The sequence below is a fragment of the Acinetobacter sp. T_3_1 genome, assembly GCF_025377055.1.
GTDB lineage: Bacteria > Pseudomonadota > Gammaproteobacteria > Pseudomonadales > Moraxellaceae > Acinetobacter > Acinetobacter kookii.
The window spans coordinates 64,366-91,259 of record NZ_JACHVD010000004.1; the positions used below are offsets into that span (position 1 = coordinate 64,366).

Sequence of the window (26,894 nt, forward strand, 5' to 3'; positions counted from 1 at the left end):
TACAGAATAGAGGTTTTCTCAAGTCACAAAATGTGATCTAGCGGACTAAATCAAAGTGCTGACTTTTCGTTTTCCTGAATTTCAGCAACGGTTAATGCTGTCATGTTCACCAGACGACGTGTAGTCGTAGTTGGTGTCAGGATGTGGACAGGTTTAGATGCACCTAACAGGATAGGGCCAATGGTGACGTTATTGCCTGAAGTTGATTTCAACAGGTTAAACGAAATATTGGCTGCATCCAGATTTGGCATAATCAACAAGTTTGCAGAACCTTTGAAACGCGAATTCGGGAATGCGAATTGACGGATATTTTCGTCAAGCGCCGCATCACCGTGCATTTCACCTTCAACTTCCAGTTCAGGCGCGATTTCAGACAAGATGTCATATACTTTACGCATTTTTTGCGCGCTTAAGTCATCTTGGTCGCTACCGAAGCTTGAGTGAGAGAGAAGCGCGATACGTGGTGTTACACCAAAACGACGTACTTCTTCAGCAGCCAGAATGGTCATTTCAGCAAGCTGTTCAGCTGTCGGGTTACGGTTGATATAGGTATCTGCAATGAACAGGTTACGGTCTTCAAGCATTAAGGCATTCAGCGTGAAGAATGTGTTATGACCTTCTTTCTTACCAATGACGTTGCTTACAAAGTCCAGGTGGATGTCGTAGCTTGAATACGTACCACATAACATACCATCTGCAAGACCGTGTTTGACCAGCATAGATGCGATTAAGGTAGAGCGGCGACGCGCTTCACGTTGTGCATATTCCGGTGTTACACCTTTACGTTGCATGATGCTGTAGTAGTCATCAGCAAACATTTCGTAATGTGGATTCTTTTCTTGGTCGATGATTGTGATGTTTACACCATCTTCAAGACGTAGACCCAATTTTTTAATGTTTGCTTCAATCACTGCAGGGCGACCAACCAGAATCGGTTTAGCCAAGCCTTCATCCACCGCAATTTGTACGGCACGAAGTACACGCAGGTCTTCACCTTCAGCATAGGCAATACGCTTAGGATCAGTTTTTGCCTGAGCAAAAATTGGTTTCATCATGAATGCAGAGTTGTACACAAACTCAGACAGACGTTGACGGTATGCAGAGAAATCCTTGATTGGACGGGTTGCTACACCAGAGTCCATAGCCGCCTGTGCAATTGCAGGAGCAATTTCAAGAATCAAGCGTTGATCCAATGGACGCGGAATTAAATAGTCACGGCCAAATGATGCTGATTTTTCACCATACGATGCGGCATCTGCTTCAACATGTGCCATGCGCGCAATGGCATGTACACAGGCAATCTTCATTTCTTCGTTGATGGTGGTTGCGCCAACGTCAAGTGCACCACGGAAGATATAAGGGAAGCAAAGTGCGTTGTTCACCTGGTTTGGATAATCTGAACGGCCGGTTGCCATGATCACGTCATCACGAACTTCATGCGCATGTTCAGGCAGAATTTCTGGATCCGGGTTTGCCAAGGCAAAAATAATTGGATCGGCAGCCATGGTTTTCACCATTTCTTTGGTGAGAATACCGGCAGCTGACAGACCCAGGAACATATCCGCACCTTCAAGTACTTCACCGAGCTGAGTCGCGGTGATGTCTTGCACGTAGGCTTTTTTAGATTCATCCAGACCTTCACGCTGAGTGGTTAACAGACCGCGTGAATCGGCAACGATGATATTCTCTTTTTTAGCACCCAGGGCACAAAGAAGATTTAAGCAAGACAGTGCTGCTGCGCCTGCACCTGAAGCGACAATTTTAATCTCTTCAATTTTTTTGCCGTTTAACTGTAATGCGTTTAGAAGTGCAGAACCCACGATAATAGACGTACCGTGCTGGTCGTCATGGAACACAGGAATGTTCATGCGTTCACGAAGTTTTTGCTCGATATAGAAACATTCTGGTGCCTTGATATCTTCAAGGTTAATACCACCAAAAGTAGGTTCTAGCGCAGCCACGATATCGACAATTTTGTCAGGGTCGTTTTCAGCAATTTCAATATCGAATACATCGACACCGGCGAATTTTTTGAACAGTACGCCTTTACCTTCCATCACAGGTTTAGAGGCTAGAGGGCCAATGTTGCCTAATCCTAGAACAGCTGTACCATTACTGACAACGGCCACAAGGTTACCACGAGCCGTATAAAGGGCAGCAGTTGAAGGATCACGTTCAATCTCTAAACATGGTGCGGCAACACCTGGAGAGTAGGCAAGCGCTAAGTCACGTTGGTTGACCAGTTGCTTGCTAGGCGTGACGCTGATTTTTCCTGGTGTTGGGAATTCGTGATAATACAATGCCTGTTGTTTTAAAGATTGATCTTCCATCTGTATCTCGTATGTTACTGGAGTAATTCAGCAAAGATGCTGGTTTCTGCTTGGTTCCATCGAATATAACATTTGTTGCGACCTTATCACAGTCGCGGATGTGTCTTTTTCAGGCAAAGTTAGTGGGGCGAGAGGTTGACTTATATCAATAAGGTATAAGTCGGTGCTGTTCCAGGTATGTGGTTGCTTCTTTTTCAGGAAGCGGCTTGGAAAAGAGGAAACCTTGAGCAATATCACATTCCAGGTCTTGCAGATACTCTAGCTGTTGCTTGGTTTCAATGCCTTCTGCAACGACCATCATCCCCATGGCCTTGCCCATGGCAATCATGGCACTGACAATGGCTTCCTGTTTGTTTTCTCCGATTTTAGATACAAAACTGCGATCTATTTTAAGTATATCAATTGGAAAATCGGCAAGATAAGCCAGGGAAGAGTAGCCTGTACCAAAATCATCGAGTGAAATGTGAATTTTACGTTTTTTAATTTCATTCAACAGGTTTTTTACCGTAACCGAATTTTCCAGCAAGGATGATTCGGTAATTTCAAGTTCGAGGCTGGAACCACAAATGTTATAGGTGTGGATGGCATGATCCAGGTCTTCCAGCAACTGACCGCGTTGTAGTTGCTGTGCAACCACATTGACGGATACACAAATATTGTCAAAGCCGATATTGTTCCAGTAGCGGATTTGTTTGGCAGTTTGTTGAATCACAATCCGGCCAATATCCGAAATTAAACTGGTCTGTTCTGCCAGGGGAATAAACAGGTTCGGTGGAATAATTCCCTTGCTTGGATGATTCCAGCGAACCAGGGCTTCAAAACCGTAAATATTTCGATCACTGAAATTAATTTTCGGCTGATAGTAAACAATTAGCTCATTATTATTGATTGCATGGCGCAAATCGCGTTCCAGATAAATGCCTTGCTCAAGTAAAGCGGTATTGTTATTGGAATAAAAACGACAGGTATTGCCGCCCAGGTTTTTTGCTTCAGCCAAGGCCTGCTCAGCGCAATTATTCAGATAATCCAGCTGGCGTCCATTTTCCGGATAGAATGCAACGCCCATGGACAGGGTAATAATGTGGTCCTGACCGAAAATGTTAAACGGTAAAGAGAAAGCCTTGCTGATGCGCTCACAGTGTTGTTGAATCGACGGGTGAATAGGTGAAATTTCATACACGATTGCAAAATCATCGCCATTCAGATGTGCCACAAATAAGGCTTCGGCATTGGTCAGTCGCAGTCTCTGTGCAACTTGGCGTAACAGCTCGTCGCCGCCGCTATTGGTTAAAAATTCATTTAAAGGTCTGAAACGGTCGATATTCAAACGAATCACGGCCAGCTGCTTAATTGAATCCTGTTGACTGACTAAATATTGGTGTAATTGGTAGTTGTAATAAAAACGGTTCGGTAAATCTGTTAAAGGATCGTAATTCTCTAAGTAAGACAAACGTTGTTCTTGCAGTTTGCGTTCAGTTAAATCGGAAACGATCCCGATATAGTGGGTAACACGGTTCTGCTCATCGGTAATGGCATTGATGTGCATCCAGATGGTCTGTTCTTTACCTGAAAGGAATTCTTCATGCAGTTCACCATCAAACTCACCGATTTTTTCCAGCTGCTGAAGAATCGAGTAGTGGCTGCTTCTTTGTTGCGACTTATAATTCGCCGTAATATCAAATAAATTCTTGCCAATAATATGCTGGTGAGTAAAGCCGGTGAGCTGTTCATAGAAAGGATTGACATCGATGTAGCATAACTGATCATCAAGAATAAAAATGCCTTCAGCCGCTTGCTGCAGTACGCTGGCAGCTAGTTTTAAGCGTTCCTGATCGGTACGTTCCTGATGAATGTCACGGCGGATACCCACCATCCGTAACGGCTTTTTATTGACCGGATCACGCGCAATGACCCGGCCAATATCATGTACCCATTTCCACTTGCCGTTGCTGTTCTGAATTCGATAGCTTGCTTCATAAAGGGGGGAATGACCCCGTAAATGCTGTTTCATTGCATGCTTGAACTGCTCAATATCATCCAGATGAATAATGTTTTGCAGCTGATGGTGATGCAGTTTGGAGGGCTTCAGGGTCTTTTGCTGTTTCGAGTCCGTCACCAGAATTTCACGATCTTTGATATTCCAGTCCCATGGGCGAAGTCCGGCAATTTCATGCGCCAAGACCAGATTCTGTTGCTGATTTTCCAGATCAGCATTCATTTTGGCAATATCAGCGGTTCGTTCTTTAACTTTTTGTTCCAGCAGCTGATTGTTTAATTGTAATTGCAGCTCTATATCTTTTGATTTATTAATTTCAGCTTGCAATTGTTTGCATAATTCATCCGTCCATAACACCTGTTGTTTGGCATTTTCAACTAAACGGTTGTTTTTCGAATAAAGTGCAGAAATACGCTGATGAATACGCGAGGTAATATTGGCGCATAATAAAATGACAATCAGTGCAAAATTAATGGTTAGATGGAATAAAGGATCCGATGTTTCTGTGCTGATAAATTGTGAGGTCAGATAAGGAAAAATAGCAGGTATAAATGCCAGACAAAAATAGGTTAAGCGCTGGGTTAAAAAGGTCAGTGCAAATGCCTGACTTACAATCAGTAATAGCGCTGACAAAATTAAAGCATGAACATGACTAAAAGCAGGGTTGTATAGAGGTAGATAGTAATAAACCAGGCCCATGCCAGAAGCAATACAACTCCCAATCACTAAGTTTTGAACCTGTAGCCAGCGATGTGCATGAGCTAAAGAGAATTGGTCGGGTTTAAAATAAACACTGTTAATCAGCAAACACAGGCAACACAAAAGTTCAGTGCCTATAAACCAAAGATTGAAATAGAAAGAAGGTTTTGCAAAATAAAATTGGTAAATGCCATAAACATATGCCGATACAATCAAAATACTGACAATAAAGAAGCGACTAAGCCGAACCGTATTGTTAATTTGTGAAGCACTCACATGCTGTTTAATATACTCGTCTTGAATATCTGACATATAAGCAAAAACCTTATTATTGTTTTGCGATAAATTACTTTATAAATATTGGTTGGGTTTAAAAACCTAAATTGTATTTCAAATATACATTTGTAACTTCAAATCAAGATTAATAATGTTATTAAAAAAAATCAATCAAATCTGGGGCTATTCATCCAAATTCTGATGAACTATACAGTTAAGTTATAATTTAAAATAGATAAAGCAACGATCGGCGCCGTTTCTGTGCGTAATACCCGATTGCCGATACACCAGTTTATAAATCCTGCATTGTTGGATAATTGTATTTCGGCTTCGCTTAGACCACCTTCAGGTCCAATTAATAGCACAATGTCTTGTGTCACATTTTCTAGCACATTCACTTGATCTTTATTGGGAGCAAGGACCAGTTTTGTGGTCGGAAGTTCACTGGCTAACCAGTCCTGTAAAGATACAGGCGCTAACACTTCAGGAACCTTGTTCATGCCGCATTGTTCACAAGCAGCGATGGCGATGCCTTGCCAGTGATCGATTTTCTTTTGGTCGCGATCATATTTAAGGCGCATTTCGCAGCGTTCAGAAGTCAGTAGCTGGATTTTGGATACTCCAAGCTCAGTGGCTTTTTGAATGGCATAATCCATCCGGTCGCCTTTGCTCATCACCTGTCCAAGCAGGGTACTAAAAGCTGGAGTACGGTCATCCGGATTGAAGGAATCGACAGAAACACGGGCTGATTTTTTTGCGACTTCAATAAGCGTAACTTCATATTCACCACCCTGTCCATTGAACAAGGTGGCTTTCTCACCGGCTTGTGCACGTAATACTTTGACCCAATGATGAAAAACCGTTTCGGTTAATTCAACATGCATATCCACTGCCAAATCAGCTTCAATATAAAAACGCGGCATTTAAGTATTACTCACAAATCAGTTATAAAGTTAAGCTAGGCCAAGATCGGTCACGAGTTGACGTGTCGGATCTGTGGTATTCATGGTGTAGAAGTGCAAGCTCGGTGCACCACCTGCAAGCAGGCGTTCACACAACTTCACTACGACTTCATGACCAAAGGCCTTGATACTTGCCGTGTCATCGCCATAAGTGGCCAATTGCTTGCGAATCCAGCGTGGAATTTCCGCACCGGTACCATCTGCGAAGCGAATCAGGTTGCTGGCATTGGTAATTGGCATAATGCCCGGCGCTACCGGGATATTCACGCCTTGTTTTTGAAGGCGATCTACAAAGTAGAAGTAAGCATCCGGGTTAAAGAAGAACTGGGTTAAAGCGGCATTGGCACCAGCATTGGCTTTTTCAACAAAGTGTTGAATGTCTTTATCAAAGTTTTCTGCCTGTGGATGCATTTCAGGATAAGCCGCCACTTCGATATGGAAATGATCGCCTGAATGTTCACGGATAAAACGAACCAGGTCCTGTGCATAAGGCAATTCACCCAAACCCACCTGACCTGAAGGCAAGTCACCACGCAGTGCCACAATACGATTAATACCTTGCGATTTGTACAAATCCAGCAATTCTGCAATACGCTCTTTGCTATCACCAATACATGAAAGGTGAGGGGCGACAGGCGTACCTTTACCATTGAAATCAGCCAGAGTGGATAATGTACGTTCGCGTGTAGAACCGCCTGCACCATAAGTCACAGAGAAAAACTCTGGATTAAGCAGTTGAAGTTCTTGATGAACCACTTTAAGTTTTTCCGCACCAGCATCAGTTTTGGTCGGGAAGAACTCAAAGGAAATCGGAATCTGTTTAGACATGTTTAAATCCTTTTTTATAAATACTTTTTATTCACCCTCTCCCTGACCTCTCCCAAAGGGAGAGGAATATTCATTACTTAATAACACAGGGTTTTAACTCAAATTATTTACACGCAAAAATAAAAATTGTGATGTAAATGGTGAGAGTTTCACCCTCTCCCTATGGGAGAGGGATGGGGTGAGGGAAAAAGATTAAAACTTAGTATTTATAAGTCTCAGATTTGAACGGACCTTCAACTTGCACACCTAAGTAATCTGCCTGTTCTTGAGTCAATTGAGTCAAGACACCGCCGAAACCGGCAACCATTGCCGCAGCAACTTCTTCGTCCAGTTTTTTAGGAAGCAGTTCTACACGAATTGCAGCCTGTTTCTGGTCTTCAGGAAGATCAGCAAATTTTTCGGCGAACAAATGCATTTGAGCCAATACCTGGTTGGCAAATGAACCATCCATTACACGTGATGGGTGACCTGTTGCATTACCCAGGTTCACCAAACGGCCTTCAGAAAGAAGGATTAAATAATCGTTTTCATTTTCTGTACGATACACCTGGTGAACTTGAGGTTTAACTTCAACCCATTTGTAGCCACGTAAATAGTTGGTATCAATTTCAGTATCGAAGTGACCGATGTTACAAACCACTGCACCTGCTTTTAATGTATCTAACATTGCAGAATCACATACGTGGTAGTTACCTGTAGTCGTTACGATCAGGTCGGTATTTTGAAGAAGGTCCAGGTTGATGTCTTCTTTTTTGCCAGTTTGAACGCCGTTTTTGTATGGAGATACAACTTCGTAACCGTCCATACATGCTTGCATCGCACAGATCGGATCGATTTCAGTAACACGTACGATCATGCCTTCCTGACGAAGAGACTGAGCCGAACCTTTACCTACGTCACCATAACCAATCACCAGTGCACGACGGCCAGACATCAACATGTCAGTACCACGTTTGATCGCATCGTTTAGAGAATGGCGGCAACCGTATTTGTTGTCGTTTTTAGACTTAGTCACTGAGTCGTTTACGTTGATTGCAGGAACTTTTAAAGTGCCGTCACGTAACATTTCATAAAGACGTTGCACACCCGTGGTAGTTTCTTCAGTTACACCGTGGATTTTAGCAATCAGTTCAGGATATTTTTCGTGAACAAGAGCAGTCAAGTCACCGCCATCATCCAGAATCATGTTGGCATCCCAAGGTTTGCCATTGACATTGATTTGCTGTTCAAGACACCACATGTATTCTTCTTCAGTTTCACCTTTCCAGGCAAAAACAGGAATACCGCGTGCAGCAATTGCAGCAGCAGCGTGGTCTTGAGTAGAGAAGATGTTGCAAGATGTCCAACGGACTTCAGCGCCCAATTCAACTAAAGTTTCAATTAAAACTGCAGTTTGAATGGTCATGTGGATACAGCCGAGAATTTTCGCGCCTGCAAGTGGTTTTGCTGCTGAGTAGCGTTTACGTAAGCCGATTAGCGCTGGCATTTCTGCTTCAGCAAGCTTGATTTCTTTACGGCCGTAGTCAGCTAGGGAAATATCGGCAACTTTATAATCTGTAAATGAAGCATTAACCGCGTTCATCACGATCTCCTTATAAAAACAAAAATTGATCATTCAGTTCGCGGATGCCGTTGTTGGTCTGTTTAGAAAAAGATAGACCGATCGTCGAGCCTGGCGCTTTTACATTTGGTACCTGTAAAACGTCGCAGCATCCCTCGACTAGCGAAGTATTGTACTTGGAAATTGATTTTGTTCCAATCTGAAATTGATTATTATCAGCACAATCATATTTTTGAGTTTTTATTATGGCTTTAGAAATGCCTGATGAATTAGCCAGTCTGGAAGCAAATGGCGGAATTTTTGCGGTATGGATGCTGCTGCAACATTTAGGGATAGATGCCGATATTCAGCAGCTGGTAGAGGTCTGTGGATATGATGCACAAAATGGCACGACCACCATCGGCTTGGCTGTTGGGCTAAAAAAGTTTGGTTTTCATGTGCAGTTTTATACCGATCCTGACCCTGATCTTCAGCAGAGTGAAAAACTCAGTTATCAGGAAGCTGAACAGCTGAATTTACCCATTCTTCCTGCGTTAAATTATCAGCAAATCCAGCAAGCCTTTGAGCAAAATAAATTTGTGATTGTCTATTACGATACCTTGGACGGTGTGGGTAATCATTCCCTTATTTATGATGTCAATGAAGATGAAATCTGTTTCTTTGACAGTTTTGATGCGATGCCTGCGGCTATATTTGAACAACAACGAAAAGCAGAAGGGATTTGCCAACAAGTGATTGTGGTCGATATCAATGATGATATCGAGCATTAAGATTTAAAAAATGTATAAAACAAAAGCCTATCCAATGATGTAATGCCAGTCAGTTAAGCAACTGACTGGCATTTTCTTTTTTAAATTCATGACTGTATCTGATATATGGAAAAGTTATCCGCAACTGTTTGAGGCAGGACTACATTAAAAAAATGATTGTTTCTGCGACAAATTTGCGAGTTGATAGTAGTTGACGAGTTTTGCGGATGACAAATGCCTTTGGTTACTTTGGGCGAAACCAAAGTAACAAATGAGCTGCAAGAGTTTGATTTTAAACTATAAGACCCCGTCGTGAATGACTAAAAGATTATAGAGGCTATTTCTAAACTCTTTAACTGATAAGCATTAATCCAATAATGGGCTTTTTCAATTTATTTTTCAGCTGCTTGTGCTTTTTCAGTCCAGAAATCCGCTTTTTCTTCATCTATTTCTATGCCTAGACCATTTTCATAGATAAAGGCCAAATCACGCATGGCTTGAACTTCACCCCATTCAGCAGCCTGTTTGACCAAAGATACGGACTTGGCCACATCTTTTTCAATCACATCACCACGGCGGAAATAACTCGCCAATTCTAAGGTCGCAGCAGGGTGCTTTTGCATATTGGCTTTGCTCAGCCAGTAATAGCCAAGTTCAAAATGGGCTTTAGATTCTTCCGGGTCTTCTTCAGCCAGGTCTTTGGCATAAACCGTATAACCTTCACCCAGCCAGTACATGGCTTCAACATTGCCATTTTCTGCGGCTTTTAGCGCCCATTCTTCGGCAAGAATAATGTCATCATCATGCTCGCTTTGCATATACAGCTCAGCCAGTTCAAATTGCGCTTTTGCATTTCCTGTAATGGCTAAATTCATCAGCGAGGCAGGTGGGGAAATTCGGTTAGACATACCTATATCCAAAAACTTTTGCTATAGCCTAAAAGGAATGAAATAAAAAAGCCAATCCGAAGATTGGCTTTTACAGTATCGCGACTAAAAACATCCACTCATGTCAGTGCATTTAGCACAGAGGGTGTTCACTAACACTTAGCTTTCTTGCTGAATACCGGCAACCAACCAGTCTTGATTAGAACCGGCAGGTTTTACAAAGTGCCAGATTTCAGTAAATGGTTGTGGCAAGCTATTTAAGTCTTCGCTTACTGTACCAGTGAAACGTACGCTAACAATGTACTGACCATTTTCAGTTGCAGAATCGACCACCATGGCATTCAGGTTAGAGAACTCGGCAACGTCCTGGTCTTGGTTCGCCATAATGTCGTTATACATGGACTGATACAGGTCCGGCGTTAAATAACGCTGAATTTCAGCAATATTGCTTGCTGTATTCATAGACTGAATATGGTTGAAGCGCTGACGGGCTACGCGCAGGAAAGCAGCAGGTTCAGTACCGTCTGGCAGCTGGTTGCCGCTTTGTGTTGAAGCAGCACCAAAAGGCGCTTGAGTTGCTGCACCTGCAGAACCACCTACAGACTGACCAAAAATGTTGGTGCTGTCATTTGAAGTACGTGGTGCTGCAGTTTGCTGACCAAACGGCGCTGTGTTACCCGCATTATTTGGCGCATAAGGGTTATTGGCTAATTTTTTTTTTGCTCCGAATTTACGGAACAAGAAGAAAGCGACTGCTGCTGCCAGAAGAATCCAGATCCAGCCCGGAATGCCGCCTTTTTCTTCTTCTTGCTGCGTTTGTGCTTCACTTGCAGCTTTGTCGTCTGCTAAAGCATTTGCCGCTACCGCACCAACTGCAGCACCAGCAACACCAGCAGCAACCATTTTACCTACACCTGAACCCGATTTTTGCTGGGTAGGGGCAACAGGTTGTTGAACAGGAGTAGCTTGACGCGGTTGTTGGTAAGACTGGGTTGGGGCAGCAGAACGGCTCATGCCATGGCTTTTACCGCCACCTGCACGTTTTGCTTCGGCCATTGGTGCAACCACCATAGCTGCCATTAAAATACCGGCCATCAAACCACGCTGTCGAACTTCCATCGATTTTTTCCTAAATAAAAAAAGTAAATTAGAGCCTTATAGTTATGCAGGCATTTGTATCGAATTTCAATATCAAATTGGTGATTTTTTTACATAACCTTTCATGTGTTTACGCTTAAGCCAGCTCTTCACTCAAGTTCATCGCTTCCGTCAAGGCTTCATGCAAACGTGCCACTGAAATGATCTGTACATTCGGGACTGGTTTTTGTGGCGCATTGCCACGCGGCAAAATAATGTATTTAAAACCATGCTTAATGGCTTCTTTTAAGCGTTCCTGACCATTTGGCACCGGACGGATTTCGCCCGATAAGCCTACTTCGCCAAATACCGCCAGTTGTTGTGGCAGAGCTTTACCTCGTAAGCTGGATGCACAGGCCAGTAAAACGGCCAAATCCGAACCGGTTTCGGTAATCTTTAAACCGCCAACAACGTTGACATAGACATCCTGCCCCGAGGTTTGCACCCCGCCGTGACGGTGCATGACAGCCAGCAGCATGTTCAGGCGGTTCTGTTCCAGACCAAGCGCCACACGACGCGGTTGTCCATGCGCATCATCCACCAGTGCCTGTACTTCGACCAACAGTGGACGGGTGCCTTCGCGGCTGATCATCACAATCGAACCGGGAATGGCTTCATCATAACGGCTCAAGAAGATGGCGGACGGGTTAGCCACTTCACGCAGGCCTTTATCGGTCATGCCAAACACCCCCAGTTCATTGACTGCCCCGAAACGGTTTTTCACGGCACGGATCATTCGGTAACGTGAGTCGGATTGTCCTTCAAAATACAATACGCAATCGACCATGTGTTCCAGTACACGCGGCCCTGCCAATGCGCCTTCTTTGGTCACATGACCCACAATGAACAGCGCCGTGCCACTATTTTTGGCAAAACGGGTCAGTAAGGCAGCCGATTCACGAATTTGCGAAACGCCACCCGGTGCAGACTGCAAGGTTTCGGTATATAAGGTTTGAATCGAATCCAGAATGGCCACGGCAGGGCGTTCTTGTGCAAGCACTTCACAGATGCGTTCCACACAGGTTTCTGCCATGACTTTAAGATGTTCAGTTGGCAGCTCCAGGCGATGGGCGCGCAAAGCGACTTGCGACAGTGATTCCTCACCGGTCACATAGAGTGCAGAACTCTGGGCAGCTGCCATATGCGTCGCTGTTTGTAAGAGGATGGTGGATTTTCCAATTCCGGGATCACCCCCAATCAGAACCACTGAACCGGTGACTAGACCACCGCCTAAAACACGGTCAAATTCACCTATTCCTGTCGCCAAGCGTGTTTCATGTGAAACAGAAACTTTATTCAAGGTGGTAATTGTTGCTGCCTGACCTGCATAGCCGCCGCCCATTTTCGGCTGTGCCCGGTGACTCACTGTAGGTTCTAGACGCACTTCAGTCAGACTATTCCATTCTCCGCAATCTGAACATTGTCCCGCCCATTTCGGATGGTCAGTTCCACATTGTTCGCAACGGTAAACAGTTTTGACTTTGCTCATTTGAGTGGTATCTATATAAATCAGAAGATGGATGAAGAATGTAGCAATAGCTGTATGGAAATACAATTTTTTGAATATAATCTCGCCAAACTTTATCTTGGCACGTAAACTGCTAAATTGAAGGGAAATGCAAAAAAGGGATACAAAATGGACCGAAAGTGGATGAAAAAGCGACAAAAACAGAGTCGCACTTGAAAAATATTTAACAAACGCTCAAAAAACTTTATTTATTTATTTTAATTTGAGCTACTTTTATCACACGAAATTAAGAGACGAAAATAACAATGTCAAATGAGAATCATCGTTCATCGACTGAAGGTGGTGAACTGCAGCGGAGTTTGTCGAATCGGCATTTGCAGCTTATTGCGATTGGCGGGGCAATTGGTACAGGTTTGTTCATGGGTTCGGGTAAAACCATCAGCCTGGCCGGACCATCCATTCTGATCATTTATATGATTATCGGTTTTATGGTTTTTCTGGTCATGCGTGCGCTTGGCGAATTGCTACTGTCTAACCTGAAATACAAGTCTTTTATTGATTTTTCCACAGACCTGATCGGTCCCTGGGCGGGCTATTTTGTCGGCTGGACCTATTGGCTGTGCTGGATCACCATTGGTATTGCTGACTTGTCGGCCATTATTTATTACCTGCAATTCTTTAACGGAGGGCTGCCGTTTACGCCTGGCGAAGGGGTCATGATCAGTATTGCCGCCATTGTCTTTATTATGGGGCTGAATCTGGTTACCGTTAAATTGTTTGGTGAATTAGAGTTCTGGTTTGCTTTAATCAAGATTATTGCCATTGTGGTGCTGATTGCTGTTGGTTTGTGGATGATCTTTACCGGATTTACTTCTACCACAGGTCAAGTTGCTTCCTTTACTCATCTCTGGTCACATGGCGGTTTATTCCCGACAGGTGTGACCGGCTTCCTGGCAGGTTTCCAGATTGCCATCTTTGCCTTCGTCGGTGTGGAACTGGTTGGTACGACTGCGGCAGAAACCAAAGATCCTGAACGCAACCTGCCTAAAGCGGTCAACTCGATTCCGATTCGTATCATCATTTTCTATGTGCTGGCACTGGTCATTGTCATGTCCGTTACGCCATGGAACAAGATCGATCCGAACATCAGTCCATTCGTCAACCTGTTTAGCCAGGCCGGTATTGCTGCTGCAGCGATTATCATGAACCTGGTGGTGTTGTCTTCAGTCATGTCCTCTATGAACAGCGGGGTGTTCTCGACCAGCCGTATGCTGTTTGGTCTGTCACGTGAAGAGCAGGGCCCTAAAGCCTTCGGTCATTTGAATAAACGTGCTGTGCCTGCCAATGCGCTGTATTTCTCTGCGGTGTGTTTGCTCCTCGGCGCTGCACTTCAGTACTTTGTACCGAATACGGTTGAAGCGTTTACCCTGGCAACCACACTTTCAACCATCCTGTTTATCTGTGTCTGGTTGATGATTATCTGGAGCTATATCGTGTATTACAAAACACGTCCAGAGCTGCATGCAAAATCGACCTTTAAATTACCAGGTGGTTTGTTGACCTGCTGGGTGGTGATTATCTTCTTTATTGGCATGATTTATGTGCTGTCTTTAGAAGCAGACACCATGAAAGCGCTGATGGTCAGCCCGATCTGGTTCATTATCCTGATTATAGGCTATTTTGGTTTCTACAAACCGAAACATAAATAATCAGGCTAAAAAATGAAAACGCCAGTTTGAAACTGGCGTTTTTTTTTATCTCACTATAATCTCTAGCGTTTAGTGCTTTGGTCATGTCTCATGATCAGGTTATACTTCTTCGAAAATATGAAATAGGTGGTCAGATGCGTCTTGTCATTTGCTGCATCAGTGTATTGGCGACAGGTTTTGCTTTAGTCGGTTGTGGTCAGTCCGGAGCTTTGCAGCTGCCGAGTGATCCGAATTACGACAAACGTGCAAAATATTTGTTATATCCCAATGTAAATTCAAACCAGCAATCCTCAAACAAGCAAGAAGCCGCTCCAGTAGCACCAGAGCTTCCCGCTTCATCTGCTGAAACGAATTAATTTTCAATATCTAAACGCGTCATCGAAAGGATACATTCATGAGTTTTACCCGCATCAATGGGGTTTTGCATGCCGAGCAATGTTCTCTACAACAGCTTGCGCAGCAATTTGGCACGCCACTTTATGTTTATTCAAAAGCAACTTTTGAAAAGCATTATTTAGATATGGATCGTGCATTTAGCTTTATCGACCATCAAATTTGTTTTGCGGTAAAGTCTAACTCTAACCTTGCGGTGTTGAATGTACTGGCCAAGCGTGGCGCGGGCTTTGATATTGTCACCGGCGGTGAGCTTGCCCGTGTGCTGAAAGCCGGTGGTGATGCTTCTAAAATCGTGTTCTCGGGCTTGGGCAAATCTGAAGCAGATATCCAAAAAGCGCTAGAAGTGGGTATTGCCTGTTTCAATGTCGAATCTTATGCCGAGCTGGACCGCATTCAGAAAGTGGCGGCAAGCTTAGGTAAAAAAGCCCCGATTTCCTTGCGTGTAAACCCGGATGTCGATGCCAAAACTCATCCCTACATTTCAACCGGTTTAAAAGAAAACAAATTCGGTATTCCTTCCGATGCCGTATTTGAAACCTATCAATATGCAGCGTCATTGCCAAACCTGGACGTTGTAGGAATTGACTGCCACATCGGTTCGCAGCTGACTGAAACCCAGCCTTTTGTGGATGCCTTGGATCGTGTCATTGTGATGATCGACAAGTTAAAAGAGATGGGCATCAATCTGAAACACATCGACATTGGTGGCGGTTTAGGCGTGACCTATAAAGATGAAACGCCTCCATCTGTAGAAGAATATGCAAATGCCTTGCGTCCAGGTTTAGAAAAACTCGGTCTAAAAGTGTATATGGAACCGGGCCGCAGCATTTCTGCCAATGCTGGCGTATTGCTGACCAAAGTCGATTTGCTCAAACCGACCAATCACCGTAACTTTGCGATTATTGATGCGGCGATGAATGACCTGATTCGTCCTGCTTTATACGAAGCCTGGATGGATATTCAGGAAGTGACTCCACGTACTGACGTGGAAGCGAAAGAGTGGGATGTGGTGGGAGCGATTTGCGAAACCGGCGATTTCCTGGGTAAAGAGCGCAAGCTGGCAATCAAAGAAAATGATGTACTGGCTGTGTTGGGTGCGGGTGCTTACGGTTTCGTGATGAGCTCGAACTATAACAGTCGCGGACGTGCTGCTGAAGTAATGGTGGATGGTGATCAGGCACATTTGATTCGTGAGCGTGAAAGCATTGAATCTTTGTGGGAACGTGAACGCTTATTGCCATAATGGAGATGTCTGAGATGTTTTTAGAATTTACCAAAATGCATGGTCTGGGCAATGACTTCATGGTGGTTGACCTGATCAGCCAGCGTGCCTACCTGGATACTGTCACCATTCAGCGTTTGGCAGACCGCCACTTTGGCATCGGTTTCGACCAGTTGCTGATTGTTGAGCCACCAGACTTACCCAATGTCGATTTTAAATACCGCATTTTTAATGCCGACGGTTCGGAAGTGGAGCAATGCGGTAATGGGGTACGCTGTTTTGCCCGCTTTGTGCATGAACGTCAGCTCACCACCAAAACCAAAATCAAGGTGCAGACCAAAGCCGGTATTGTCGAGCCTGAACTCGGTGCAAATGGCTGGGTGCGGGTGAACATGGGTTACCCTAAATTCCTGCCCAATGAAATTCCGTTTTTGGCCGATGAACCGGAAAGCCTGTATGACATTGAGCTGGCCAACAATGAAAAGCTGACTATTGATGTCGTGAATATGGGCAATCCGCATGCAGTGACCATTGTTCCCGATGTGATTACCGCAGATGTCGCACGTATTGGACCACAAGTAGAATCACATGAGCGTTTCCCGCAACGTGTCAATGCCGGTTTTATGCAAATTATTGATGAAAAACATGCCCGTCTGCGTGTATTTGAACGTGGTGTAGGTGAAACTTTAGCCTGTGGTACAGGTGCCTGTGCCGCTGCGGTTTCCGGTATGCGCCGTGGTCTGTTGGCTAATAATGTTGAAATCGAACTGGCCGGTGGTAAGTTACAAATTGAATGGAAAGAAGGCGATGTGGTGTGGATGACCGGTCCAACAGCAAACGTCTATCAAGGTCGTATCGATTTGAGTTATTACCAAGGTTGAAATTAGAGCCCTGATTCGTCGGGGCTTTTTTATACCCTTAATAAATGAAATGATGGTTATTCAATATAATGAGAATACAACATGGAAAATAACGAAAGGAAATTAGAACATCTTCTTGTCAAAGCGAGTTCGGAGCCAAGTCAACGTCCGGAATTTTTAGAAAAATTATTGAACGCTGAGATTTATTGTATTGGATTTAGTGACAAGACCAGTCCACAGGGAAGTTCAGATGTACTTCCTGAAGGGAGCCAAGTGAGTTTGATACATTTTCAGAATGAAAAGGGTGAAACATATCTGCCTTTTTTCTTATCTTTAGAGAGTTTGCAAAAAGCGATTCAAGATGAACAATCATATTTACGTCTGCCTGCTAGAGGTTTCTTTGAACTGACTTTAGGGGCTAATTTAGTGTTAAACCCATACAGTGAATATGGGAAAGAGTTTTTCCCTCAGGAAGTGGAAGCTCTTTTACAAGGTGGGTATGGTTCGCTATTGGAAAGTTACGAGTATCAAGAGCAGAGGGAAGTATTGCTCGGTCAACCTGCAGAATACCCTCATGAAATGATTGATCAGCTACGAGTTTTACTTAAAACCAAACCTGAAGTCAAAATGGCATATCTTGCACAGATGCATGATCCAAAGCGTGATCAGGAACCTACATTGTTGATTGGTTTTGAAACAGATCAGACTATAAGTGATGAATCCTTTCAACGTTTAAAAAATCAGATTGGACACGTAGCGTATGAAAGCTTAGTGAGAAAAAGATTGATTGATCTTATACATTTAGATGACGTACACGCTACTAGCGGATTAGAGCATTACTTGCGTCAGGAAACAGCTCCGTTCTATGTACGGAAAAAACAGAAGGAAAAAGGATTTTTTGCTAGACTATTTTCATAATTCAACCCATCATCTTGCAAACACACAGTTTTGAATCTTTATTTGCAAGCCTTTAAGCCGGAGCAGCATCATGACCGTTGATCAAAGTCAGTTACTTGCAATGTGGCTCAAAGAACGGGAAATTCAAAATCAGTCCAGACATACCTTGCACGCCTATGAGCGTGATGTTTCCGATTTTTTAAACTTTTGTGAAACCAAAAAATTGAATCTGGTCAATATTGAAACCACAGATCTGCGTGAATATTTGGCCCATAAAGTGGAACAGCAGCAGCTCAGTTCCAGCAGTTTGCAGCGCATGCTTTCGTCCATACGCCAATTTATGAAATGGGCCGAGCAGGGGCAGTATCTGGCGTTTAACCCTGCGGATGATTTTCAATTAAAACGTATTCCCAGACCGCTTCCGGGGATGGTTGACATTGAAACCGTGAACCAGATTCTGGATCAGCCCGCCCCTGAAAAACCCATTGAACAGCAAATGTGGCTACGGGATAAAGCCATTTTAGAACTGCTGTATTCCAGTGGCTTGCGTTTGGCAGAAGTGCAAGGTTTACGGATTAAAGATATCGATTTTAACCGTCAGCTGTTACGTATTACCGGTAAAGGCAACAAAACCCGGGTGGTACCTTTTGGCAGCAAGGCTCGAGATGCAGTGATGAAATGGCTGCAAGTCTATCCATTATGGTACGGTGATTTTGTCCCGGATGCCCATGTGTTTATTACCCAGAAGGGCAGTCCACTAGGAGCGCGGCAAATTGAAAACCGGGTGAAACTGCAAGCCCTGCGTGCCGGGGTAAATGTCGATTTGCACCCACATTTATTGCGGCATTGCTTTGCCAGTCATATGTTGTCCAACAGTCGGGATTTGCGTGCAGTACAGGAAATGCTGGGACATAGCAATTTGACCACCACGCAAATTTATACCCATGTCGATTTCGATCATTTGGCTCAGGTGTATGATCAGGCGCATCCGCGAGCGCAGGTTAAAAAATCGTAACTTAAAAAGTCGTAACAATGTTAAAATTTGAACCAAGCTGGCTTGGACTTTGCATAATTTTTTAGTGGCAGTCCAAGGAGTTCATTAAAGTTAAATGAGCATATGCAAAAATATCAGTCCATAAAGATGACATTTTGAACTATTGTCGGATAATAAAAAGTCAATTTATAAGGTATAAGAATCACCTCTAACCATACAGTGAATTGCGTGAATCATATATAGTGATGGAATGATTTATGTTTGCACTGCTGGTGGGTTAAATATTGGAAAGGAAAATGACAGGCGAATCAATGATTGCGGGAATTTTAGAGAAGTATGATCAGTTAACGGCTGCGCAAAAAGAAATTTTTGCAGGTTATGGACTTCGTCAAGTGAAACATTTTGTAGAAATTAGTTTGCCGAACATCGAACCGGTTTTACCTGCAGGTGCGCATGTACAAGGGATCAATTCAGAAGGTAAGGTACAGGCGATTAATGATGTGACTCACCAGACCTATCTGTGGATTTCAGACCTGCAATGGCAAGAACGTCCCATTGCCACATCAAATGTAGATTTAAAAGAAGACTTTTTAGCAGTCTGGGAAATATTTAATCTTCAAGCTTACGATTTGATTGATTTAAGCCACATCCATCGTGACTTTTTGCAAAGCCAGCCTGTATAAGCAGCCTTTTAATTTGCAGACTTGATCAAGGGCTACCTGATTTCATGCGATATCATGAATGTAGCCCTAAAGTTTTATAAGATGATCAAGCGCAAAGCGAAGCAAGTTCTTGCTGCTCCACTTCAACTTTCTATCTAAGCAATAACAGATTTATGTGCACGGCAATTTTCAGCATGCTGAAAAATGATGAGCGTGCCTAAAGGTTATCAAGCGGTAACTGGAAACTATGTTTAATAATCTGACTGGGTAAATCGGTTTTTACACTGGTGATGCCGTTTTTCTTGGTGAGATGCGCCGACTGAAATTTACGGTAACTTTCCAGATCGGGCACGACCACTTTCAGCATGGCATCGCATTCTCCCAAAATAATATAACACTCCATAACCTGAGGAAGCTCCTTCATGGCTTCAATGAAGGTATCAATGGTTTCGGCGTCCTGTCCGGTTAACCAGATTCGTGAAAACAGAATCAGCTGCAAGCCAATTTTTTGCGGATCGACCACAGTGGTGTAGCTTTGAATCACGCCTGCTTCTTCCAGTAATTTTACCCGACGCAGGCAGGAGGATGGCGACAGCCCAATTTCTCGGGCCAGATCGTTATTTTGCATACGGCCATTATTTTGCAAGGCTTGAATGATATTTTTATCAATGCGATCCAGCTTTACTGAAACAAACTTGGAAGATAGTTTCATAAATTAGAATATAATTCGAAAAATAATCATAATTATAGAATATTTGAAATCCTATTTTGTACTATTTATTCGATACTAATTTTCACTTTCAAGGCATGGAAAGGGAAAAGGAAATGTCTGTATTTGCACTGTTCGCTTTAACGGTTATCCCGCTTATTTTCACCCCTGGGCCAGATATGCTGTTTATCCTGTCACAAGTGATGGGTAAAGATGCAAAAGCAGGCATGCTGGCCACTGTAGGGATTTGCCTGGGCTATTTAGTCCATTCTGTGTTGGTGGCTTTGGGTATTGCAGCCATTGTTGTCTCGTTCCCGGTATTATTTGAAAGCATTCGCTGGCTCGGGATCGCTTATCTCTTATTTCTGGCTTTTAGCCTGATCAAGTCAGTGTTCAGTCAAAATAAAATCACGATCGAGAAAAAATTGTCGTCCAGTCCGATCAAAAAAGGTTTTTTTACTGCACTCTTGAATCCCAAAGGCATGCTGATCTATTTTGCAATTTTACCGCAGTTTATTGATAAGGCCGGGAATACGGTGAACCAGGGTTTAATCCTGTCCTTGATCTTTATTGGACTTATCTTTGTGGTGTATGGCAGTTTGAGCATAGTCTTTGCCAAAGTGACCCAAAAAGCCGATATTGATGAGCGTAAGCAGAAATGGATTGATGGCGCTTCAGGCGGCTTGCTCATGCTGGCGGCAACCTGGCTGATCATGAATTGATAAATGTCAGGGAAGCATGCTGTCATGGCATGCTTCCCTGTAGGACAGGATATTTATCTTTAAAAAGTAATTTGTTACATTTTTAACTTAAAAAAGCGCTCAATTTTAGGGCAACGGGCTAAAAAAATTTGGGTAAGCTGTCTTAAATGACAAGGCATTAATTTGGCTATTTTGTCAGCCATATGCGCCAGACCCGCCAGAAACTCATCGAAAATATGTATTAAATCAGAACTTTTGATGAAGTTAATCAGATAAAAAAATACTAAAAATCAATGCTTAAAAAATAAATAAATATTCAGGAATTTCATCTTAATAAAAGTATTGGAAAAAAATATGAACGCCAAGTTCAAGGAAAATGATGCATTTTTACAGCTGTTTCGATAATTGTGACTTGACCGAAATGCCGTACACATTGCAAGATAGGGCACCTAAAAAAATTTAAGTGAAGAGTTATTATAACTTTTCTCAACATTTACATTTGCTAAAACAGCCGAGGATTACATGAAGGCTCTTGTTGCTGTAAAACGTGTGGTTGATGCCAACGTTAAAGTTCGCGTTAAACCGGACAACAGTGGTGTTGACTTAACAAACGTTAAAATGTCAATTAACCCATTTTGTGAAATCGCGGTGGAAGAAGCGGTTCGTTTAAAAGAAAAAGGAACTGTTTCAGAAATCGTTGTTGTTTCTATTGGTCCTAAAGAGGCGCAAGAACAAATCCGTTCTTCTATGGCACTTGGCGCTGACCGCGGTATCCTGGTTGAAGCTGATGACAGCCAGCTCGGTGCTTTGGAAGTGGCTAAAATCCTGAAAGGTGTTGTTGATGCTGAACAGCCACAACTCATCCTTCTAGGTAAGCAAGCCATTGATGACGACTCTAACCAGGTGGGTCAGATGCTTGGCGCTTTACTTGGTGCAGGTCAAGGTACATTCGCATCAGAAGTGAAAGTTGAAGGCGACAAAGTACAAGTGACTCGTGAAATTGACGGTGGTTTACAAACTGTTGAGCTTGCACTTCCAGCAATTATTACGACTGACTTGCGTTTGAACGAGCCACGTTATGCGGCTCTTCCAAACATCATGAAAGCGCGTAAAAAACCGCTTGATACCAAATCTCCAGCAGATTTCGGTGTAACTGCAACAACTAAACTGAAAACAGTTAAGGTTGAAGCTCCTGCTGAACGTAAAGCGGGCGTACAAGTGAAGTCTGTAGACGAGCTTGTAGAAAAATTGAAAAATGAAGCGAAAGTGATCTAATACAGAAGGATAAAAATCATGAGTATTTTAGTTATCGCTGAGCACGACAACAAAGCATTAAACGCTGCTACTTTAAACGTTGTTGCTGCGGCGCAAAAAATCGGTGGTGATATCACTGTATTGGTTGCGGGTTCTGGCGCGCAAGCCGTTGCTGACCAGGCGGCAAAAGTTGCGGGTGTAAGCAAAGTATTGCTTGCTGATGACGCGGCTTATGCCAACCAGCTGGCTGAAAACGTGGCTAAACTGATTGCAGAATTAGGTAAAGGCTATAGTCATATCCTTGCTGCCTCTACAACCACGGGCAAAAACATCTTGCCACGTGCTGCTGCGCTGCTTGACGTGAGCATGATCACCGACATCATCGCGGTAGATGGTCCTAAAACGTTCAAACGTCCGATCTATGCAGGTAACGCGATTGCCACTGTAGAATCTGGCGAGTCTGTTGTGGTTGCGACTGTGCGTGGTACGGCATTTGATGCTGTAGCAAGCGATGGTGGTGCGGCTAGCGTTGAAGCTGCTGCGTCTACTGGCGATGCGGGTATTTCTAAGTTTATCAACGAAGAAATCGTAAAATCTGAACGTCCTGAACTGACAGCTGCGCGTATCGTGGTTTCTGGTGGTCGTGGTGTAGGTTCTGGTGAAAACTATCACAAGATCCTGGATCCATTGGCGGACAAGCTTGGCGCTGCTCAAGGTGCTTCACGTGCTGCGGTTGACGCTGGTTTCGTTCCAAACGACATGCAGGTTGGTCAAACGGGTAAAATCGTTGCGCCTGAGCTATACATCGCTGTCGGTATTTCTGGTGCCATCCAGCATTTGGCGGGTATGAAAGAGTCTAAAGTGATCGTTGCGATCAACAAAGATGAAGAAGCGCCAATTAACGCAGTAGCTGACTACTGGTTAGTTGGTGACTTGAACACTGTAGTTCCAGAATTGGTTTCTAAAATCTAATTCTCGAAATCAGTTTCAAAAAACGCTCTTGTGCAAGCAGTGAAAGCAATGCTTTTCTGCTCAGCTCGGGGGCGTTTTTTTATGGCTGGATTTCTTCATTTATTCATTTTTATGGCTTGAAGAGTCAAGCGATGGCGTAAATGTGCCCGAAGCTGATGAGTGTCTGTATGCGCTTAAAAAGGGTAATGTAGGGTGCTTGTATTTGCATAGCTGGGATATAAATGAGATTTGATTGATTTCTATCTTTTTTAAAGTGAAAAGTGCATTTTAACTGAATAAGCTGCATAAACATAGAACGCTAAATTTTTCGATTCGACCTCGAATAAAATGAACGAATTCACATAAAATTCCGACAAATGAAAGTGCTGAAAAAATAAACGATAAATTATAGAAAATTAACAAGATTAAGATAAGAGATATGGCACAAAAACAGCAGAATTTATGCTATAATTTATGGCTGTATTTAGACTTTAACTCAGCTTATTTTGGGTTAATTTTTTGCTAGATTGATTATATAAAACGAACAGTCTGAATGGCTGTTTGTAATAAGGAGTATGCATGAGCGTATCGGAAATCCGACCGATTGCCATTGAGGATGAACTCAAAAGCTCGTATCTCGACTATGCCATGAGTGTTATTGTTTCTCGTGCATTACCTGACGTGAGAGACGGTTTAAAGCCTGTTCATCGTCGTGTGCTTTTCGCTATGCACGAATTGGGCAACGACTACAATAAAGCATACAAAAAGTCAGCCCGTGTCGTCGGTGACGTGATCGGTAAATATCACCCGCATGGTGACTCAGCTGTTTATGAAACCATTGTTCGTATGGCGCAAGACTTTAGCCTGCGTTATCAATTGGTGGATGGTCAGGGTAACTTCGGTTCAGTCGATGGCGATAGCGCAGCAGCAATGCGTTATACCGAAGTACGTATGCGTAAGCTCACCCATGAACTTCTGGCTGATCTGGAAAAAGACACTGTCGAGTGGGAAGACAACTACGACGGTTCTGAACGTATTCCAGAAGTGATGCCGACACGTGTTCCCAACTTGCTGATTAACGGTGTGACCGGTATTGCGGTTGGTATGGCGACCAATATGGCGCCACACAACATGACCGAAGTCATCAATGCATGTTTGGCTTATGCGGAAAACCCGAATATTTCCATTGAAGGCTTGATGGAGCACATCTCTGGTCCGGATTTCCCTACAGGCGGTATCATTTACGGTAAATCGGGTATTGTCGATGCTTACCGTACCGGTAAAGGCCGTCTTCACATCCGTGGTAAATACCATATTGAAGAAGACCAGAAATCTGGCCGTAGCACCATCGTGTTTACTGAAATTCCTTATCAGGTCAACAAGGCAAAAACCATTGAGCGTATTGCCGAGTTGGTAAAAGAGAAGAAACTGGAAGGTATTTCTGAACTTCGTGACGAGTCCGACAAAGAGGGGATGCGTATTGCGATTGACCTGAAGCGTGGCGAAAACGCTGAAGTGATTGTCAACAATCTGTTCCTGAATACCCAGTTGGAAAATTCATTCAGCATCAACATGGTCTGCCTGGACAATGGCCAGCCGAAGTTGATGAACCTGAAAGACATCATTGCGGCATTTATCCGTCACCGTCAGGAAGTAGTGACCCGTCGTACCATGTTCGAATTGCGCAAAGCGCGTGAACGTGGCCATATTTTGGAAGGCTTGACTGTCGCACTTGCAAATATCGATGCGATTATTGAAACCATCAAGACCTCTGCCAACCCGGGCGAAGCGCGTGAGCGTTTACAGGCGGGCGAGTGGGCTGCGGGTGGTGTGGTTGCCTTACTGGAAAAAGCAGGTTCGGTTTCTGTACGTCCTGACGAGATTGAAGGTGAAGATCCAAGCCGTCCATTCGGTTTAGATGGCAATGTTTACCGTTTATCTCCGGCACAGGTCGGTGCAATCCTTGAATTGCGTTTACACCGCTTAACTGGTCTGGAACAAGACAAGCTGCATGCAGAATACAGCGAAATTTTGGGTCAAATTGCTGAATTAACGGCAATCCTGAACGATTTCAACCTGTTGATGGGTGTGATTAAAGAAGAGTTGGCGTTAATTCTGCAACAGTATGGCGATGCGCGTCGTACCGCGATTGTTGAATCACGTATTGATTTCTCTCGCGAAGATCTGATTCCAGAAGAACAGGTGGTATTGACCGTTTCTAAAACCGGTTATGCGAAAACCCAGCCGCTTTCTGATTACGCTGCACAGCGTCGTGGTGGTCGTGGCAAGTCTGCAACTTCAATGAAAGAAGATGATTATATCCAGCATCTGATTGTGACCTCGAACCACGCAACCGTGCTTTGCTTCACCGATGTTGGTAAGGTCTATCGTCTGAAAGTGTTTGAAGTGCCGCAAGCTTCGCGTGGTGCCAAAGGTCGCCCAATGGTGAACCTGTTGCCGCTTGAAGCCAATGAAACCATTACCGCCATTCTTCCGGTGATTGATGCGCCGAAGAAATTCAAAGAACGTCTGGCAGATTTCAAGGCATTTGTAAAAGCCAATGCTGCAAAACTGCAAGAAAATGAAATCATCAATGCGCACTATGCTGAACTTCAAGCAGCACTTGCTGAACTTGAAGAGGGTGCAGATGACTTGTCTGATGCATTACGTATTCAATTGAAGCAATTGGGCATTGAGCTTTCAGCAAGCGATCTGGATGATGAAATCATTGCCGACTTTGCGCAGCAAGCCGAAGCGGTACGCAAAAACTTCTATGTGTTTATGGCGACCGAGTACGGCACGATCAAGCGTGTAGAACTTGAACAGTTCAGTAATGTCCGTTCAAACGGTTTGCGTGCCATTGAACTGAATGGCGATGACACCTTGATTGGCGTTGCGATTACCGATGGCGAACAGCAAATCATGTTGTTCTCGAATGAAGGTAAAGCGATTCGCTTCGCAGAAACCGATGTACGTTCAATGGGACGTTCAGCCAAGGGTGTACGCGGTATGCGCGTGACCATTGGTGCAGCGCAAGTTGAAGATGCCGAAGATGCTGATATCGATTCAGATGACGAAGACTCTTCAGATTCAGCATTAATCAGCCGTATCGTTTCATTGGTGGTTGTTCCTGAAACGGGTGAAGTGCTGTGTGCATCTGAAAACGGTTACGGTAAACGTACTCCAGTAGATGACTTCCCGACCAAGAAACGTGGCGGTAAAGGTGTAATCGCGATCAAGACCTCTGAACGTAACGGTCAATTGGTCGGTGCAGTTGCGATTGATGCGACTAAAGAGTTGATGCTGATTTCTGATGGCGGTACTTTGGTCCGTACCCGTGCTTCTGAAGTAGCTCAAACAGGTCGTAACGCACAAGGTGTTCGCTTAATCCGTCTAGGTAACGAAGAGTTGCTTGTAGGTGTTGTTTCTGTTGAAGCTGTAGAAGAAGATGAGTTTATTGAAGCAGTGGAAGGCGAAGAAGTCGTTGCCTCTGAGGCCTTGATTGATTCTGAAACTTTGGTGGATGATGAAACCATTGCTGACGAAGCTGATACTGAATCGGATTTAAGAGATTCTGACTCAGAATAAGTTTTGACTTAAAAAGAAGGGCGCTTAGGCGCTCTTTTTGTTGACAAAATTTATAAAT

21 protein-coding genes are annotated in these 26,894 nt (G+C 43.7%); 12 read left to right on the plus strand and 9 right to left on the minus strand.

From position 1 onward, the window contains the following. Positions 1 to 50: 50 nt before the first annotated feature. The 5 genes from H4I94_RS06635 to ahcY form a co-directional block, all read right to left on the minus strand. Positions 51 to 2,330: an NADP-dependent malic enzyme gene (locus tag H4I94_RS06635; RefSeq protein ID WP_092818682.1), complete on the minus strand. Its 2,280-nt coding sequence runs from the start codon at positions 2,328 to 2,330 to the stop codon at positions 51 to 53. Positions 2,331 to 2,475: 145 nt separating this feature from the next. Continuing rightward, positions 2,476 to 5,337: an EAL domain-containing protein gene (locus H4I94_RS06640; protein WP_261182480.1), complete on the minus strand. Its 2,862-nt coding sequence runs from the start codon at positions 5,335 to 5,337 to the stop codon at positions 2,476 to 2,478. A 170-nt stretch (positions 5,338 to 5,507) separates the two neighbouring features. After that, entirely contained in the window at positions 5,508 to 6,224 is a 717-nt protein-coding gene (locus tag H4I94_RS06645; protein WP_092818680.1) for a 16S rRNA (uracil(1498)-N(3))-methyltransferase, read from the minus strand. Positions 6,225 to 6,254: 30 nt separating this feature from the next. Beyond that, positions 6,255 to 7,091, minus strand: a complete 837-nt coding sequence (gene metF, locus H4I94_RS06650; protein ID WP_261182481.1) for a methylenetetrahydrofolate reductase [NAD(P)H] — start codon at positions 7,089 to 7,091, stop codon at positions 6,255 to 6,257. 199 nt (positions 7,092 to 7,290) lie between these two features. Next, entirely contained in the window at positions 7,291 to 8,673 is a 1,383-nt protein-coding gene (ahcY, locus tag H4I94_RS06655; RefSeq protein WP_092818678.1) for an adenosylhomocysteinase, read from the minus strand. A gap of 224 nt (positions 8,674 to 8,897) precedes the next feature. Here ahcY and H4I94_RS06660 point away from each other — a divergent pair, with 224 nt between their 5' ends. Continuing rightward, a complete protein-coding gene (locus H4I94_RS06660; RefSeq protein WP_261182484.1) occupies positions 8,898 to 9,422 on the plus strand; it encodes a cysteine peptidase family C39 domain-containing protein in 525 nt (174 codons plus the stop codon). A gap of 371 nt (positions 9,423 to 9,793) precedes the next feature. Here H4I94_RS06660 and H4I94_RS06665 read toward each other — a convergent pair whose 3' ends face one another. The 3 genes from H4I94_RS06665 to radA all read right to left on the minus strand — a co-directional run bounded on the left by H4I94_RS06665 (position 9,794) and on the right by radA (position 12,914). Continuing rightward, the gene (locus H4I94_RS06665) at positions 9,794 to 10,309 is read right to left on the minus strand and encodes a tetratricopeptide repeat protein (RefSeq protein WP_092818676.1); all 516 of its coding nucleotides are present in this window, start codon (positions 10,307 to 10,309) and stop codon (positions 9,794 to 9,796) included. Between the two features lie 138 nt (positions 10,310 to 10,447). Then, positions 10,448 to 11,407, minus strand: coding sequence for a Tim44 domain-containing protein (locus tag H4I94_RS06670; protein ID WP_092818675.1), 960 nt, complete (start codon positions 11,405 to 11,407; stop codon positions 10,448 to 10,450). 115 nt (positions 11,408 to 11,522) lie between these two features. Beyond that, a complete protein-coding gene (radA, locus tag H4I94_RS06675; RefSeq protein ID WP_261182485.1) occupies positions 11,523 to 12,914 on the minus strand; it encodes a DNA repair protein RadA in 1,392 nt (463 codons plus the stop codon). Positions 12,915 to 13,198: 284 nt separating this feature from the next. Here radA and H4I94_RS06680 point away from each other — a divergent pair, with 284 nt between their 5' ends. From H4I94_RS06680 to H4I94_RS06710, 7 genes are all read left to right on the plus strand, one after another. After that, positions 13,199 to 14,602, plus strand: a complete 1,404-nt coding sequence (locus tag H4I94_RS06680; RefSeq protein ID WP_131273447.1) for an amino acid permease — start codon at positions 13,199 to 13,201, stop codon at positions 14,600 to 14,602. Between the two features lie 134 nt (positions 14,603 to 14,736). Further along, positions 14,737 to 14,958, plus strand: a complete 222-nt coding sequence (lptM, locus tag H4I94_RS06685) for an LPS translocon maturation chaperone LptM (protein ID WP_261182486.1) — start codon at positions 14,737 to 14,739, stop codon at positions 14,956 to 14,958. Between the two features lie 38 nt (positions 14,959 to 14,996). Further along, complete coding sequence (lysA, locus tag H4I94_RS06690; RefSeq protein WP_261182487.1) at positions 14,997 to 16,241, plus strand: diaminopimelate decarboxylase; 1,245 nt, start codon at positions 14,997 to 14,999, stop codon at positions 16,239 to 16,241. 14 nt (positions 16,242 to 16,255) lie between these two features. Beyond that, complete coding sequence (dapF, locus tag H4I94_RS06695) at positions 16,256 to 17,101, plus strand: diaminopimelate epimerase (protein ID WP_261182488.1); 846 nt, start codon at positions 16,256 to 16,258, stop codon at positions 17,099 to 17,101. Positions 17,102 to 17,182: 81 nt separating this feature from the next. Next, positions 17,183 to 17,998, plus strand: a complete 816-nt coding sequence (locus H4I94_RS06700; RefSeq protein ID WP_261182489.1) for an enhanced serine sensitivity protein SseB C-terminal domain-containing protein — start codon at positions 17,183 to 17,185, stop codon at positions 17,996 to 17,998. 100 nt (positions 17,999 to 18,098) lie between these two features. Next, the gene (xerA, locus tag H4I94_RS06705; RefSeq protein ID WP_261182588.1) at positions 18,099 to 18,992 is read left to right on the plus strand and encodes a site-specific tyrosine recombinase/integron integrase; all 894 of its coding nucleotides are present in this window, start codon (positions 18,099 to 18,101) and stop codon (positions 18,990 to 18,992) included. Positions 18,993 to 19,267: 275 nt separating this feature from the next. After that, positions 19,268 to 19,654 carry a hypothetical protein gene (locus H4I94_RS06710; RefSeq protein WP_228143239.1) on the plus strand — a complete coding sequence of 129 codons (387 nt, stop codon included), beginning with the start codon at positions 19,268 to 19,270 and terminating at the stop codon, positions 19,652 to 19,654. Between the two features lie 196 nt (positions 19,655 to 19,850). On the opposite strand, the gene H4I94_RS06715 is transcribed toward H4I94_RS06710, so the two are convergent. Next, on the minus strand, positions 19,851 to 20,345 hold the full coding sequence (locus H4I94_RS06715; RefSeq protein ID WP_261182490.1) for an Lrp/AsnC family transcriptional regulator: 495 nt from the start codon (positions 20,343 to 20,345) through the stop codon (positions 19,851 to 19,853). Between the two features lie 113 nt (positions 20,346 to 20,458). Between H4I94_RS06715 and H4I94_RS06720 the strand changes: the two genes are divergently transcribed. The 4 genes from H4I94_RS06720 to gyrA all read left to right on the plus strand — a co-directional run bounded on the left by H4I94_RS06720 (position 20,459) and on the right by gyrA (position 26,836). Beyond that, positions 20,459 to 21,064: a LysE family translocator gene (locus H4I94_RS06720; RefSeq protein WP_092818666.1), complete on the plus strand. Its 606-nt coding sequence runs from the start codon at positions 20,459 to 20,461 to the stop codon at positions 21,062 to 21,064. Positions 21,065 to 21,565: 501 nt separating this feature from the next. Next, positions 21,566 to 22,318 carry an electron transfer flavoprotein subunit beta/FixA family protein gene (locus H4I94_RS06725; protein ID WP_092818665.1) on the plus strand — a complete coding sequence of 251 codons (753 nt, stop codon included), beginning with the start codon at positions 21,566 to 21,568 and terminating at the stop codon, positions 22,316 to 22,318. An 18-nt stretch (positions 22,319 to 22,336) separates the two neighbouring features. Next, entirely contained in the window at positions 22,337 to 23,269 is a 933-nt protein-coding gene (locus tag H4I94_RS06730) for an FAD-binding protein (RefSeq protein ID WP_261182491.1), read from the plus strand. 558 nt (positions 23,270 to 23,827) lie between these two features. Then, positions 23,828 to 26,836 (plus strand): DNA gyrase subunit A, encoded by a 3,009-nt coding sequence (gene gyrA / locus H4I94_RS06735; RefSeq protein WP_261182492.1) that lies wholly within the window; start codon positions 23,828 to 23,830, stop codon positions 26,834 to 26,836. Positions 26,837 to 26,894: the final 58 nt, after the last annotated feature.

Bases quoted from the DNA above. Each gene is read 5' to 3' on its own strand.
- H4I94_RS06635 (WP_092818682.1), bottom strand. From the start codon at position 2,330: ATGGAAGATCAATCTTTAAAACAACAGGCATTGTATTATCACGAATTC.
- H4I94_RS06640 (WP_261182480.1), bottom strand. From the start codon at position 5,337: ATGTCAGATATTCAAGACGAGTATATTAAACAGCATGTGAGTGCTTCA.
- H4I94_RS06645 (WP_092818680.1), bottom strand. From the start codon at position 6,224: ATGCCGCGTTTTTATATTGAAGCTGATTTGGCAGTGGATATGCATGTT.
- metF (WP_261182481.1), bottom strand. From the start codon at position 7,091: ATGTCTAAACAGATTCCGATTTCCTTTGAGTTCTTCCCGACCAAAACT.
- ahcY (WP_092818678.1), bottom strand. From the start codon at position 8,673: ATGAACGCGGTTAATGCTTCATTTACAGATTATAAAGTTGCCGATATT.
- H4I94_RS06660 (WP_261182484.1), top strand. From the start codon at position 8,898: ATGGCTTTAGAAATGCCTGATGAATTAGCCAGTCTGGAAGCAAATGGC.
- H4I94_RS06665 (WP_092818676.1), bottom strand. From the start codon at position 10,309: ATGTCTAACCGAATTTCCCCACCTGCCTCGCTGATGAATTTAGCCATT.
- H4I94_RS06670 (WP_092818675.1), bottom strand. From the start codon at position 11,407: ATGGAAGTTCGACAGCGTGGTTTGATGGCCGGTATTTTAATGGCAGCT.
- radA (WP_261182485.1), bottom strand. From the start codon at position 12,914: ATGAGCAAAGTCAAAACTGTTTACCGTTGCGAACAATGTGGAACTGAC.
- H4I94_RS06680 (WP_131273447.1), top strand. From the start codon at position 13,199: ATGTCAAATGAGAATCATCGTTCATCGACTGAAGGTGGTGAACTGCAG.
- lptM (WP_261182486.1), top strand. From the start codon at position 14,737: ATGCGTCTTGTCATTTGCTGCATCAGTGTATTGGCGACAGGTTTTGCT.
- lysA (WP_261182487.1), top strand. From the start codon at position 14,997: ATGAGTTTTACCCGCATCAATGGGGTTTTGCATGCCGAGCAATGTTCT.
- dapF (WP_261182488.1), top strand. From the start codon at position 16,256: ATGTTTTTAGAATTTACCAAAATGCATGGTCTGGGCAATGACTTCATG.
- H4I94_RS06700 (WP_261182489.1), top strand. From the start codon at position 17,183: ATGGAAAATAACGAAAGGAAATTAGAACATCTTCTTGTCAAAGCGAGT.
- xerA (WP_261182588.1), top strand. From the start codon at position 18,099: ATGTGGCTCAAAGAACGGGAAATTCAAAATCAGTCCAGACATACCTTG.
- H4I94_RS06710 (WP_228143239.1), top strand. From the start codon at position 19,268: ATGACAGGCGAATCAATGATTGCGGGAATTTTAGAGAAGTATGATCAG.
- H4I94_RS06715 (WP_261182490.1), bottom strand. From the start codon at position 20,345: ATGAAACTATCTTCCAAGTTTGTTTCAGTAAAGCTGGATCGCATTGAT.
- H4I94_RS06720 (WP_092818666.1), top strand. From the start codon at position 20,459: ATGTCTGTATTTGCACTGTTCGCTTTAACGGTTATCCCGCTTATTTTC.
- H4I94_RS06725 (WP_092818665.1), top strand. From the start codon at position 21,566: ATGAAGGCTCTTGTTGCTGTAAAACGTGTGGTTGATGCCAACGTTAAA.
- H4I94_RS06730 (WP_261182491.1), top strand. From the start codon at position 22,337: ATGAGTATTTTAGTTATCGCTGAGCACGACAACAAAGCATTAAACGCT.
- gyrA (WP_261182492.1), top strand. From the start codon at position 23,828: ATGAGCGTATCGGAAATCCGACCGATTGCCATTGAGGATGAACTCAAA.